The sequence below is a fragment of the Cryobacterium zhongshanensis genome (genome assembly GCF_022760445.1).
GTDB classification, from domain to species: domain Bacteria; phylum Actinomycetota; class Actinomycetes; order Actinomycetales; family Microbacteriaceae; genus Cryobacterium; species Cryobacterium algoricola.
Genome location: NZ_JALGAR010000001.1, coordinates 804664 through 817204, shown reverse-complemented (window position 1 = coordinate 817204; position 12541 = coordinate 804664). Strand labels below are relative to the sequence as shown.

Annotated in this window: 11 protein-coding genes; 3 read left to right on the top strand and 8 right to left on the bottom strand. The window is 68.5% G+C overall.

The annotated features are described in order from the left end of the window. Positions 1–109 precede the first annotated feature (109 nt). Positions 110–2065 carry a DUF2207 family protein gene (locus MQH31_RS03810; RefSeq protein WP_134535696.1) on the top strand — a complete coding sequence of 652 codons (1956 nt, stop codon included), beginning with the start codon at positions 110–112 and terminating at the stop codon, positions 2063–2065. Positions 2066–2211: 146 nt separating this feature from the next. Then, positions 2212–3273, top strand: coding sequence for a diacylglycerol/lipid kinase family protein (locus MQH31_RS03805; RefSeq protein WP_243010972.1), 1062 nt, complete (start codon positions 2212–2214; stop codon positions 3271–3273). A 21-nt stretch (positions 3274–3294) separates the two neighbouring features. On the opposite strand, the gene MQH31_RS03800 is transcribed toward MQH31_RS03805, so the two are convergent. The 7 genes from MQH31_RS03800 to MQH31_RS03770 all read right to left on the bottom strand — a co-directional run bounded on the left by MQH31_RS03800 (position 3295) and on the right by MQH31_RS03770 (position 10192). Then, complete coding sequence (locus tag MQH31_RS03800; protein WP_243010971.1) at positions 3295–4407, bottom strand: ABC transporter ATP-binding protein; 1113 nt, start codon at positions 4405–4407, stop codon at positions 3295–3297. Beyond that, positions 4404–5249, bottom strand: a complete 846-nt coding sequence (locus MQH31_RS03795; RefSeq protein ID WP_243010970.1) for an ABC transporter permease — start codon at positions 5247–5249, stop codon at positions 4404–4406. Before MQH31_RS03795 ends, MQH31_RS03800 begins: the two co-directional genes overlap by 4 nt. Then, positions 5246–6106 carry an ABC transporter permease gene (locus MQH31_RS03790; protein WP_243011666.1) on the bottom strand — a complete coding sequence of 287 codons (861 nt, stop codon included), beginning with the start codon at positions 6104–6106 and terminating at the stop codon, positions 5246–5248. Before MQH31_RS03790 ends, MQH31_RS03795 begins: the two co-directional genes overlap by 4 nt. Then, complete coding sequence (locus MQH31_RS03785) at positions 6096–7226, bottom strand: ABC transporter substrate-binding protein (protein WP_243010969.1); 1131 nt, start codon at positions 7224–7226, stop codon at positions 6096–6098. Before MQH31_RS03785 ends, MQH31_RS03790 begins: the two co-directional genes overlap by 11 nt. Positions 7227–7403: 177 nt before the next feature. After that, positions 7404–8627: an ABC transporter permease gene (locus MQH31_RS03780; protein ID WP_134535701.1), complete on the bottom strand. Its 1224-nt coding sequence runs from the start codon at positions 8625–8627 to the stop codon at positions 7404–7406. Between the two features lie 3 nt (positions 8628–8630). Continuing rightward, positions 8631–9536, bottom strand: a complete 906-nt coding sequence (locus MQH31_RS03775; protein ID WP_243011665.1) for an ABC transporter ATP-binding protein — start codon at positions 9534–9536, stop codon at positions 8631–8633. Between the two features lie 203 nt (positions 9537–9739). Continuing rightward, the gene (locus tag MQH31_RS03770) at positions 9740–10192 is read right to left on the bottom strand and encodes an SRPBCC family protein (RefSeq protein ID WP_134535702.1); all 453 of its coding nucleotides are present in this window, start codon (positions 10190–10192) and stop codon (positions 9740–9742) included. A gap of 81 nt (positions 10193–10273) precedes the next feature. Between MQH31_RS03770 and MQH31_RS03765 the strand changes: the two genes are divergently transcribed. Beyond that, a complete protein-coding gene (locus MQH31_RS03765; protein WP_243010968.1) occupies positions 10274–10870 on the top strand; it encodes a TetR/AcrR family transcriptional regulator in 597 nt (198 codons plus the stop codon). Between the two features lie 110 nt (positions 10871–10980). Here the strand turns inward: MQH31_RS03765 and MQH31_RS03760 are convergent, their stop codons facing one another. Next, on the bottom strand, positions 10981–12531 hold the full coding sequence (locus tag MQH31_RS03760) for an MDR family MFS transporter (protein WP_243010967.1): 1551 nt from the start codon (positions 12529–12531) through the stop codon (positions 10981–10983). Between the last annotated feature and the right edge of the window lie 10 nt (positions 12532–12541).

The following is a 12541-nucleotide window of genomic DNA, read 5'->3' as shown; positions in this document are numbered from 1 at the left end:
CGCCCCCGCAGCATTCCGCAGACCAGTGCGACGGATGCCGCCCGAACCCTTCTCCTGCGCCCTCAACTCCTGAATTCGGCACAGGGGAACCGCCCCCTAGGCTGGCGGGATGGCCGACTCCAGCTCCAGCCCAGCGCACGACGCCAGCCCGCCGGCGCCGGCGGCACCACCGGCATCCGGAATGGTCGCCTCCCTCGGCCGGCGCCTGGAACGCCTCGACCACTGGGCGGACGCGACCGGCATCGGTCGCAAGCGGCTGATCCTCCGCGCGGTGTGCGTGCTCCTCACCCTGGCCGGGCTGGTCATGCTGTTCGGCAAAGACCTGACCCCGCCCGACACCCTCGACGACTACCTGCACCCGGCGAAGACCTCGGCGGACGAGTTCCTGATCCGCAACCTGGCGGTCGACTACACGCTCGACGCCGACGCGCAGGGCTACTCGCGGGCGACCGTGCTCGAGACCGTCGACGGAATCTTCGGCTCCGACTCCACGGCCACCGGCATCACCCGCTACCTGGTCGCCGAGAGCCGCGGCCATACCGTGCACACCACGGTGACCTCGGTGACGGATGCCGGGGGCACCGCCGTTCCGTTCACGGTCACCCGCAGCGGCGACACCTGGAAGATCTCCACGGACACCGGCGCCCGACTCGTCGGCGACCACCGGTTCCTGATCCGTTACGTGCAGACCGAGCTGACCGATCATGTCCAGGACGCCCAGAACACCGCGTTCGAGGACAGCCTGAACTGGAGCGTGACCGGCGAGCGCTGGTTGCAGGGCATGGGCGGGGTCGACGTGACCGTGCGCATGGACAAGGCCCTCGCGGGGCATATGACCGGAGAACCGAGCTGGGGCGTCGCCTGGGCGATCCTGGGCAGCACCGCCTCGTTCGACCGGGTCGCCGACGACGATCCCCTCGCCCAGCCCGGGCAGGCGGTCTTCCACAACCGGGTGTTGTCCACGCTGCCGCCGTTCGGCACGGTCTGGGTCGAGTTCCACTTCGCCGACGGCACCTTCGTCCCCTCCGACCGCTCGCTGCTCGAGTGGATGCGCCTGCTCGCGCCGTTCCTGCCGATCCTGGTGGGCGTCGTGCTGCTCCTGCTCGGACTCCTCGCCCGGGCCACGGTGTGGCGGAATGCCTCCGGTCGCGGCATCGTCATCGCCGAGAGCACACCCCAGGCGGGCGTCGATCTCCTGCTCGCCTCGCACATCCTGGGCCGCAGCCGCCGGGCCATTGTGGCCTCCCTGCTCGACCTCGCCGTGCGCGGTAACGTGCGACTGCTGCGGGTGAGCCCCGTGACCGACGGCAGGGTCGGCGGCAGGGCCGGCGGCGGCGGCAACGGCGCGAACTCCCCCGCCGGCCGGCACTGGTACGAGTTCGAATACGTGAATGATACAGCCCTGACCGACGGCGACAAGGGCCTGCTCAACGCCGTCTTCGGCGACGCCCGCATCATCAGCACGAAGAGACGTCCCGCCAAACGCTCGATGCGCCCCGTCCGCCTCGAGGCGCGCGGCGGCCTGTTGCGACCGGCGTTCCGGCAGCTGAGCCTGAGCGGATGGCGCCGGTCCCTCGCCGAGGGCTACCGGCGGGTGCCGACCGGTTTCGTCAGGGACCTGCTGACCTGGGGTGTCATCGCCACGACCGCCCTCCAATGGGGTCTCTCCCGCCAACTCGCCTACGACGGCATCGAATCGCAGGCCTGGTTGCTGTTCTGGGTGAGCGTGGCGAGCGCCGCCGTCACGTTCAGCGCCTTCACGCTCGCCGTGACCCGCTACCCGCTGACCCGGAAGGGCGCCCTCGCCCGGGAGCACCTGCTCGGCCTGCGGGAGTACATCCGGGTCGCCGAGCAGCTCCGGATCGACTTCCTCCAGAGCCCCTCCGGCGCGCTGTACACCCAGCGTCGGGCATCCGTCGAGGTCGCCGACCTCAACGATCCACTGCTCGCCTACGCCATCCTGTTCGGCCTGGAGCGTGGCTGGCGACGCGAGCTCGACCTCGCCTCGGCCGGCGAACTGCCCCGTGGCTGGTGGCTGCCCAGGGATCTCGCCCGCACTCCCTGACCCGGCGGGAGGACCGTGGGAGAAAATCCCGGCACTCGGCGTGACGAATTCGCCCGGGCACCGTCCTAACAGTGACGGATGTCGCACCCTTGTGGCCGCCGAGCCGCGCGGGACAGAGTCCCCGCGCCCAACCCGGAGGATCCGCCATGACGAGCACCGACCTGACCACCCCCAACGCGCGCGGTACCGACGCGCCCGGTACGTTCCTGCGCGGCACCGATGCCGACGCGGCGACCCGGACCGGCCTCGCCGCGGTCGTCTACAACCCGATCAAGGTCGACCTTCCCGCGCTCCAGGCCGCCGTCGCGACCGAAGAATCCGCCGCCGGCTGGCCGGAGACCCTCTGGTTCGAGACCTCGGAGGACGACCCGGGGCAGGGCGCGGCCCGGCAGGCGATCGAGGCGGGCGCATCCGTCATCATCGTCGCGGGCGGCGACGGTACCGTACGCGCGGTCGCGGAGGTCGTGCACGGCACCGATCGCGCGCTCGTCCTGCTGCCTTCGGGCACCGGGAACCTGCTCGCCCGCAACCTGAAGCTCACCCTCGGCGATCCCGGCGCCTCGGTCCGCTCGGCGTTCACCGGGATCGACCGTTCCATCGACGTGGGCATGATCGACATCCGGCGCGCCGGCGGCACGGTCGACCGGCACGCGTACCTGGTGATGGCCGGTCTCGGCCTCGACGCCAAGATGCTCGCCAACACCGACTCCGAGCTGAAGGCGAAGGTCGGCTGGCTGGCCTACGCGAAAGCTCTCGTCGCCGTCGGCCGGGACCGGAACGACCTGCACTTCCGGTACAGCCTCGACAAGCAGCCCGCGCAGTCCATGCGCGCACACACCGTGATGATCGGCAACTGCGGCCTGCTTCCGGCCGAGATCGTGCTGCTCCCCGACGCGGCCGTCGACGACGGGCACTTCGACATCGTCGTGCTCAAGCCGACGGGGGTGCTCGGCTGGGTGCAGATCCTCGCCAAGGTGATCTGGGAGAACGGGGTGCTCAGCCGCACCCCGCTCGGGCGGCGGCTGAAGACGAAGGACGTCGACGCCCTCAACTACGCGACCGGAACCGAACTCGTCCTGCGCCTTCACCGGCCGGAGGAGATCGAACTCGACGGCGACGAATTCGGCTCGGCGGTCGCCTTCAAGACCTGGATCTCTCCGGGCGGCCTCACCGTGCGCGTGCCCGCCCCGGCTGCCCCGCCCGCGTAGCCGGCCCGGCCGACGACGCGGCTACGCCCGGTTCGTGACCGCTTCAACCGAGACCGGGGCGCCGGTGAAGCGCACCCGCATGTTGTCACCGGGCGCGGGGTGCACCCGTACGCCGTGCTGCACCGTCACCTCGGCGCCGTCGGCGAACCGCACCCGGGTGCGGCGCAGCGACCCGTGGAAGCTGGATGCGGTGACGAGGCCGCCCACCCCGTCCACCCCGTCCGCGGCGAGTTCGAGGTCCTCGGGCCGCACCGCGACGAGGACGGGACCGTCCGCCTGCGACGGGTCGAGCAGGGGCAGCCGGGTTCCGTACAGCTCCGCGAACCCGTTGAGCACGACCCCGGTCAGCTGGTTGCTCAGGCCGACGAAATCGGCGATGAACGGCGACGCCGGCCGGGAGTAGAGGTCTTCGGGCGTGCCGACCTGCTCGATCCGGCCGTCGCGCATGACCGCGACCCGGTCGGCGATCGCGAGCGCCTCGTCCTGGTCGTGCGTCACGAACAGGGTCGTGATGCCCAGCTCGGTCTGGATCCGCCGGATCTCCTCGCGCAGGGTCACCCGCACCTTGGCGTCGAGGGCGGACAGCGGCTCGTCGAGAAGGAGCACCCGCGGTTCGGTGACCAGGGCGCGAGCAAGCGCGACGCGCTGCTGCTGACCACCGGACAGCTGGTGGGCGAACCGGTCGGAGTGGTCGTCGAGCCCGACGAGGGCGAGGGCGTCCCTGGCCCGGCGGCGGCGCGCCGCGGCGGCGACCCCACGCATCCGCAGCCCGAATTCGACGTTCTCGCCCGCACTCAGGTGCGGGAACAGCGAGTACGCCTGGAACACCATGCCCATGTCACGCCGGCTCGTGGGGAGGGTGGACACGTCGACTCCGTCGACCAGGATGATGCCGGCATCCGTCGATTCGAGGCCGGCGAGCGCGCGCAGCGCCGTGGTCTTGCCGCTGCCGCTCGGGCCGAGAAGCGCCACGAACTCGCCGGCGTGCAGGGTGAGATCGAATCCGTCGAGGGCGCGATGTCCCCCGAAATTCTTGGTGACCCCGGAGAATTCGACGACGGCTCCGTGCAGCTTCGGCGGTGCGCTCGGCGACACGTCCGTCGAGGTCGAGGTGTTGTTCGTGGTGCGGGTCATGGCCGGCCTCCGATGGGGCGGTGTCGTGGCGAGCGGGTGCGTTCGGCGCCCAGTCGGCCGATGAGCAGGAGCAGCAGGAACGCGAGGATCAGCGACAGCAGGGACAGGATCACGGCCGTGTACGGGTCGGCCTTGCTGACCACGACGAGCGCGGTCTGCAGGTTCACCCGGCTGAGCAGCGACGCGATGGTGAATTCGCCGAGCACCACCGCGACCGCGATGAACGCGCCGGCCAGGAGGCCTCGACGCAGGTTGGGCAGGAGCACCCGGAGCAGCACGCTCCCCCACCCGGCCCCGAGCGTGCGGGCCGCCTCGCTCAGCGTGCGCACGTCGACGGCGTCGAGGTTGGCCTGGATCGCCCGGTAGGCATACGGCAGCACGATGATGCCGTAGGCGAGGGACAGGGTCCAGACTCCGCTGCCGGCGATCCGGGAGAGCACCGAGTAGACCGGCGCCAATCCGACGACGAGCACGATCGCCGGGATGCTGATCGGCAGGATGCAGACGAACTCCAGCACGCGGCGCAGCCGGGGAAAGCGGATGTGCACCAGCAGCATCGCAGGCACGAGCAGCAGGAGCACGATCAGCACCGTTCCCACGGCCAGGCCGACCGAATTGCCGACGGCGACGAGCACCTGCCGGTACGGTCCGGTGAGGCCGCCCTGGAACAGCGCGATCCAGCGCGAGAAGTCGTGACCGCCGGCCAGCCCCTTGCGCAGGGTGAACTCGACCATGGCCACGAACGGAATGGCGAAGAGGAGGCCGATCGCACCCAGGATCAGGGTGCGCACGACGCGCGAGGGAGCGTGCGCGACACCGTCCCGCACTATCGGGCCAGTCACCGCTGCCACCGGGCGGCCCTCGATTGCAGAGCCGAATAACCGGCCATCACGACCACCATCACCACGACCATCCCGAGTGCGAGCGCACCGGCCAGGTTCTCCCGGCCGAGCACGGTCTCACTGGTCAGCGCCGACCGGATCTGCAGGGGCACGATCTGGGAGCCCTGGCTCGTGAGTGCCGCAGCGGTCGCATACGACGAGAACGCGTTTGCGAACAGCAGCAGGAGGCTGCCGAGGAAGGAGGGCGCGAGCACCGGGCCGGCGATCCGCAGCCAGTAGGAGACGGTGCTCCCGCCCAGAGTGGAATTGGCCTCGGCCCAGGTCGGTTTGAGTGCCTGAAGAGCGGGCATGAACGTGATGATCATCAGCGGAACCTGAAAATAGAGGTAGGGCAGCACCAGCCCGGGCAGCTCGTAGAGCCAGACACCGCCCGAGAAGATGTCCACGCCGAAGGTGTCGCGCAGAATGAGCGTGACCATGCCCTGGATGCCGATGGTCGCGATGAACGCGAAGGCCAGCATCACGCCGCCGAACTGGGCGAGGACTCCGCTGAGCGAATCGACCACCGTGCGGAGGGCGCCGTCCGGCCGTGCGCCGAGCAGCCCGTAACAGGCGATCGCGCCGAGCACCGCGCCGAGTACGGCGGTCAGGGCGGACAGCCACAGGGAATTGCCGAACGCGGTGAGCACCACCGGGTTGCCGAGCGCCGCGATCGTCGCCAGGGTGAACCTGCCGGACTTGTCGAAGAATCCGGTTCCGACGGCGATCAGGGTCGGCAGGGCGAGGAAGAGAAGCACGTAGACCGCGAACGGCAGCAGCCCGAAGGCCGCTGCCGTCGTGCGGGTGCTACTGGACAGCGGCGGCCCAGGTCGAGCCGAGCAGGGTGGCCGCGGCCGCGCTCTGCTCTTTGGACGGGACCACGGTCGCCGTGGGGGCCTTCGGAAGGGCGCTCAGCAGCGCCGCGTCGATCGTGCCCGCGGTCGTCATCGCTTCGGCGCGCGCGGGGCGTGCACCACCGGCGAGCCACAAGTTCTGCCCCTCGTCACTGTAGAGGAACTCCTGCCACAGCCGGGCTGCGGCCGGGTGCGGGGCATCCTTGTTCACGGCCTGGTTGTAGTACCCGGCGTATCCGGTGCCCGGGAACACGACGACCTTCCAGTTGCGCTGACCGGCGAGCTTCTTGCCGTAACCGACATTGAGGTAGTCCCAGTCGAAGACGACGGGGGTCTCGCCGGACGCGATCGTGGCCGGCGTCGGGTCGATCTTCACGAAGTTGCCTGCGGCGTTGAGCTTCGTGAAGAAGTCGATCCCGGGCTGGAAGTTGTCGACGGTGCCGCCGTTCTGCACGGTCGCCATGCCGACGGCGGCGAACGCCGCCCCGGCCTGGGTCGGGTCGCCGTTGATGGCGACCTTGCCCTTGTATGCTGCGCCGAGCAGGTCGCTCAGCTGCGTCGGCGCCGGGACGGCGTCGGGGTCATAGCCGACGGCGAGGTATCCGCCGTAGTCGCCGGTGTAGAGCCCGGTCGCTTCCTTGAGGGCGTCGGGGATGTCGGCCCAGGTGGCCACCTTGTACGGGGCGAACCGGTCGGTGCTCGACAGGGCGACGGCCAGGCCCAGGTCGAAGACGTCCGGCGCGGTGTCCTGGCCCTTGAGGGTGTCTGCCGCCTGGATTTCCTCGGCGCTCGAGCCGTCCGGCGAGGCTTCGTTGATCGTGATCTCGGGGTACTTCTTCGAGAACGCGTCGAGCACCGCGCCGTAGTTCGCCCAGTCCCGCGGGAGGGCGATGACATTGAGGTTGCCTTCCGCCTTGGCCGCGCTCTCGAGAGCGGGCAGGTCGCCGAACGCGCTCAGGCTCGTGGCTGTTGCGGCGTCGGTGGTGGTGGTTCCGCTCGCGGCCGTGCCGGAGCATCCGGTGAGGCCGATCGCAATCACGGCCGTTGCCGCCAGGGATGTGATCAGGGTGCGTGGGGTGATCAATTTTCCTCCGTCGGACCAGCAGCGAGTGGCCGCACACGCATCGGCGCGCGCAGTTCGTTGCCGCGGTGCTGGTCACCGAGAGACTAAAAGACGCTCTTGACGGGACAGCGGTGCCCGCCTGAACAGCTCGTGAATGCTCGGTGTCACCGTTCCCTCCCGAGGGAATGGCTCCCGCGCCTACCCCCGCGAGCGCGCGAACACGGTGCGCAGCGAGACGCGCTTCGTGTATTCGACCGAGCCGTAGCGGAACAGCTGCACCGCGAGCCGGAGCACGATTCCGCCGAGAATGAAGAGCTCCGCAATCACGATGCCGGACTCCAGCGGGCTGAGCGAGCCCAGCCCATTCCGGAGCATCGCCGTCACCGGCGCGGAATACGGGAAGAACGTGAAGAGCTGCACGATCAGCGCGTGCGGGTCCGACACCACGAGCGACACCGCGTAGAGGGGCACGAACACGAGCGCCATCACGATTCCGAAGACCTGGCTGGCCTCCTTGGCGGTGGGCATGATCGCCCCGGCCGCGACGAGCGTGCCCATGAACAGCGTGAACCCACCGATGAGGAGCAGCGCGCCGACGACCATCTGGCCGGGGTTGACGATGAGCTGGGAGAAGTCCACGTCGGGCAGGCTCAGTGAGGTACGGAAGAACAGATAGCCGAACAGCACAGGCAGGATGAACACGAGCATCTGCACGATCCCGATGATGAACAGGGAAATGATCTTGCCCATGATCAGGGTCGTCGGGTTCAGGGTGGTCAGGATCATCTCCGTCACCCGGTTCTCCTTCTCCTCGAGCGTGCTCGTGAGCATCTGGTTGCCCAGCATCACGATCACGACGTAGAAGATCAGCAGGAAGAGCAGGGGGGCGATGGCCCCGAGGATCCCGCCGGAGACCGCGCCGTCCTTGTACGTGACCGCGTCGACCTGGAAGGAGCCGCGCGCCAGCCCGGTCAGAGTGGGGTCGCCGATCTTCTCCTGCGCGCTGGCGACCATCAGCTGGGTGGCCACCGAGGAGTACTTGCCGTTGTCGAAGATGCCGAGGTCGGCGCCGTAGGCCGTGGTGGCCTCCTTCGTCGGCTGGGCCGGATAGGAGAAATAGGCCGCCGATTGTCCCGATTTCACGTCGGCGATCGCCTGGTCGGGGTCTGTGGCGAGGGTGCCGCCGAATGCGGTGGCAATGGCCGGGTCGATGTAACCGGATGCATCGCTGTAGGTGAACCGGAGGGTCGCGTCCTTCTGCGAGTCCACTTTGCTGTCCGTGGCGGTGTTGGACAGCACGATGAGCGCGATCACGATGCCGATCACCACCGGGACGAGCAGGGTCGTGAGCCAGAACTGCTTCTTCTTGAGCGTGCGGGTGACTTCGAAGGAGACGACCGTGCCGAGATTGTGCCGAGCCATGGTCTACTCCCCTGCCGTTCCGGTGCGTTCGCCGGCAGTGGCGCCGGGATTCTGATCGCCATAAACGGCCACGAAGATGTCATCGAGCGAAGGACGACCGGCGGTGAACTCGCGAACGGTCACCCCGGCATCCATCAGTTCGCGCAGGATGACGGCCTCGTCGATCGGACCCGTCACGGTCAGTTCGGCGTAGCTGCTCTCCCGGAGGGTGACCGTATAGTGCGGTGACTCGGGGATATCGCCGGTGTACCGGATTCGGACCACGGTTCCGCCGTACTGGTCCTGCACGTCCTCGACCGTGCCGTAGGCCTCCACGGTGCCGTTCTTCAGGAGCACGATCCGGTCGCAGAGCCGTTCGACCTCCTCCATCTGGTGGGTCACCATGAGCACGGTCGCCCCGGCCCGCTTCTGGTCTTCGATGATGTCCATCAGCAGTTTCCGGTTGACCGGGTCGAACCCCTTGGTGGGCTCGTCGAGGATCAGCAGCTCCGGGTCGTTCATGATGGTGACGCCGAGCTGCACCTTCTGCTGCTGGCCACCCGACAGCTTGTCGAGCCGCAGCTTCGCCTTGTCGCCGAGGGCGACCCGTTCGAGATACTGCAGCGACCAGACGTGCGCGGCCGAACGGCTGAGCCCTTTCAAGCGGCCGAAGTAGGTCATCACGTCGATGACGGATTCCTTCTTGTAGAGGCCGCGTTCCTCGGGCAGGTAGCCGAGCGTGCCGCCGTCTTCGGGGCTGAACGGCTTCCCGTTGATGTGCAGCAGACCGGCGGTGGGCTGGTAAATCCCGAGCAGGGCACGGATGGTGGTGGTCTTGCCGGATCCGTTGGAGCCCAGGAACCCGAAGGTCTCACCCCGGTTGATGTCGAAGGACAGGTCCCGGATCACGGTCGTGCGGCCGAAGTCCATCCGGAAGTTGCTGATGTGCACGAGCGGCTCGCTGTCTTGCCGCGGGTCCTTCCGCGGAACAACCTGCTGATCGGGCTTATCGAGTGAACTGAGCAGTGAAGACGCCATGCTGAAAAATCCCCCAATTTCGTTACCACGACGCTACACCGGAGGGGCTGCGCGACGCACGCCGCGCGCCGCCGTTCCGACACCCCGTCACTCAGTCAGGCCGCCCGGTTCCGCTGATATTCGGCCAGAACCGGGGGGATGCCGACCGTCAGCATCTTCCGGCGGACGCTGCCGAGCAGCCGGGACATCGCAAACCCGGCCAACCCGGTGAACCCGGTGTGTTCCACGGTGAAGCGGGTACCGCCGGGCATCGGCTCGAGCCGGTATCGCACCTGGGTGACCGTGTCGGCGTCCTTGTCCCCCTTCCACGTGTAGTGCAGCAGGCGTGGGGCGTCGACCTCGACCACCTCGCAGTAGACGACACCGGCCCAGCCGATCGTGGGTTTGCCCACGAGCTGAAATTGCGTTCCCGGGATGGCGACGAACCCGTCCGGTCGGCCGCCCTGGCCGGTGGTGGTCCACTGGGCGACATAGTCCGGGTCCGTCACCACTGTCCAGACATCCTCGATCGGGTATGGGTACTCGCGAGCGACGCTGTAGTGACTCATTGTGTTCCTCCCTCGGTGACACTGAACGGACAGACTACCTGCCGGTAGGTAGCCTAGCCTACCGTGCGGTAGGCTGGCACGATGAGTACCACGACATCCTCGCCCGAGCGGCGTTCCGGGCCGGAAACGCGTGCCGCGATCCAGCAGGTGGCGACCGACCTCTTCACGACGAAGGGGTACGAGGTGACGACGATGCGGGAGATCGCCGGCGTGCTCGGCATCAAAAAGGCGTCCCTGTACTACCACTTCGCCGGCAAGGAGGAACTCCTCCGCTCGCTTTTCGAACAGCGAGGAGACGAGGCGCAGGACCTCCTGGAGTGGATCGCCGGCCAGCCTCAGGACCCCGCCCTCATCGAGACGGCCGTGTTGCGCTGGGTCGATTCGTTCAGCGGCGACAAGCTCCGCGGCATCCGGTTCATGTCGGCGAATCCGCTCCTGGCACGTTCGACCACCGCGTCGGCCGGCGAGCGCATCGGGTCCACGCTGATCGCGATTGTCGACGCCCTGGCGCCGCTGCTCCCGAACCACACCCCCATCGCGGAACTTCAGCTTCGGATGGCCCTCCTGAGCATCAACGCGGCCGTGAACGCGGCCGCCGGCACGGATTTCAGCGACGATGAGATCATTGCCGCCGCGCGCCAGCACGCCGTGACGATCCTCGCCGCCCAGCTGCCCTGACCTGGGACCGCCCGCGGCCGGTCGCTGGCACGGTGCCGCGGCCGTGCGGGCGACCGGGCCGACCCGGCAGCCGTCACATCCTCAGGGCAACTCAGTGCGGATTGTCCGGGTCAGTGCGCCGGGACTCCGGCGGGCGCACCGGCATCCGCGCCCTCACTTGCCGGCGCGCGCCGGATGAAGAACGCTGCCGGGATCGCGAACAGGGAGATCACCGCGCCGCAGAAGAAGGCGGCCTGGATGCCCGCACTCGTCGCGGAGACCCCCGTCGCGCCGGTCGACAGCTGCGACGCCGCGACCGACGACATCACGGTGACGAACAGAGCGGTGCCGAAGGCGCCGGCGAGCTGCTGGATCGTGCCGACCATCGCGCTGCCATGCGAGTAGAGCTCGGGGCGCACGGCGGCCAGACCCGCGGTGAACAGCGGGGTGAAGAGCAGGGCGAGGCCGAGACTCAGGGTGACGTGCGCGGCGAGCACCAGCCAGGGCGCACTGTGCTGGTTGAGCAGGGTCATCGACCAGAACACCGCACTCACGATCACCGAACCGACGATGAGCAGACCGGTCGGACCCGACCTGTCGTAGAGGCGCCCGACCACCGGCGCGAGCAGGCCCATCACGAGCCCGCCCGGCAACAGCATCAGCCCGGTCGTGAGCGCGTCGAGGCCGAGCACGGTCTGCATGTAGATCGGCAGCAGGATGATGGTGCCGAACAGGGCCATCATGCTGATCGCCATCATCACGATCGCGAACGTGAAGGTGCGCGAGCGGAAGGTGCGCAGGTCGAGCAGGGCGCGGTTGCTCTTCTGCAACGCCAGCTGGCGGAGGATGAACGCGGTGAGGCCGAGCACGCCGACGGCCAGGGGCAGCCAGCCGGACACCGAGCCGATGCCGCCACTCGCGGCGCCCAGGTTGCTCAGCCCGTAGACGAGCCCGCCGAAGCCGAGCGCGGAGAGGATCACCGAGAGCACGTCGATCGGGGTCTTGGTCGGGGTGGTCACGTTCTTCATCAGGATGCCGCCCACGACGAGCGCGGTCAACGCGATCGGCAGCACCAGGATGAACATCCAGCGCCAGTCGAGCACGCTCAGGATCGCGCCGGAAATCGTCGGGCCGATTGCCGGTGCGACCGAGATCACGATGGAAATGTTGCCCATCATCCGCCCGAGGTGTGCGGCGGGCACGAGGGTCATCACGGTCGTGAGGAGCAGCGGGAACATGATCGCCGTTCCGGTGGCCTGCACCACCCGGGCGACGAGCAGCACGGTGAAGCCGGGAGCGACGGCCGCGATCAGGGTGCCGGTGCTGAACAGGGTCATCGCCGCGATGAACACCGGACGAGTGTTGTAGCGCTGCAGCAGGAACCCCGTGATCGGGATGACCACCGCCATCGTGAGCATGAACGCGCTCGTCAGCCACTGCGCGGCACTCGCCGAGATGTTGAGGTCTTCCATGAGCCGCGGGAGCGCGACGCCCATGATCGTCTCGTTCAGGATGACGACGAACGTCGAGATGAGCAGCAGGGTGATGACGAGGCGGTTGCGGACACCGAGGGCCGCCTCGGCCGCGGTCGCCGCGGCATCCGTGCTCGCTGTGTTGTGTGCAGACGCACCTGCGAGGGTGCCTGTATTCGTGTCGGTACTGGCGGTGGCGGTTTCAGACATGAAGGTCCCG

What these genes read in the sequence shown, in the direction of transcription:
- MQH31_RS03765 (WP_243010968.1), top strand. Translation starts at nt 10,274, where the DNA reads ATGAGTACCACGACATCCTCGCCCGAGCGGCGTTCCGGGCCGGAAACG.
- MQH31_RS03805 (WP_243010972.1), top strand. Translation starts at nt 2,212, where the DNA reads ATGACGAGCACCGACCTGACCACCCCCAACGCGCGCGGTACCGACGCG.
- MQH31_RS03775 (WP_243011665.1), bottom strand. Translation starts at nt 9,536, where the DNA reads ATGGACTTCGGCCGCACGACCGTGATCCGGGACCTGTCCTTCGACATC.
- MQH31_RS03800 (WP_243010971.1), bottom strand. Translation starts at nt 4,407, where the DNA reads ATGACCCGCACCACGAACAACACCTCGACCTCGACGGACGTGTCGCCG.
- MQH31_RS03810 (WP_134535696.1), top strand. Translation starts at nt 110, where the DNA reads ATGGCCGACTCCAGCTCCAGCCCAGCGCACGACGCCAGCCCGCCGGCG.
- MQH31_RS03770 (WP_134535702.1), bottom strand. Translation starts at nt 10,192, where the DNA reads ATGAGTCACTACAGCGTCGCTCGCGAGTACCCATACCCGATCGAGGAT.
- MQH31_RS03780 (WP_134535701.1), bottom strand. Translation starts at nt 8,627, where the DNA reads ATGGCTCGGCACAATCTCGGCACGGTCGTCTCCTTCGAAGTCACCCGC.
- MQH31_RS03760 (WP_243010967.1), bottom strand. Translation starts at nt 12,531, where the DNA reads ATGTCTGAAACCGCCACCGCCAGTACCGACACGAATACAGGCACCCTC.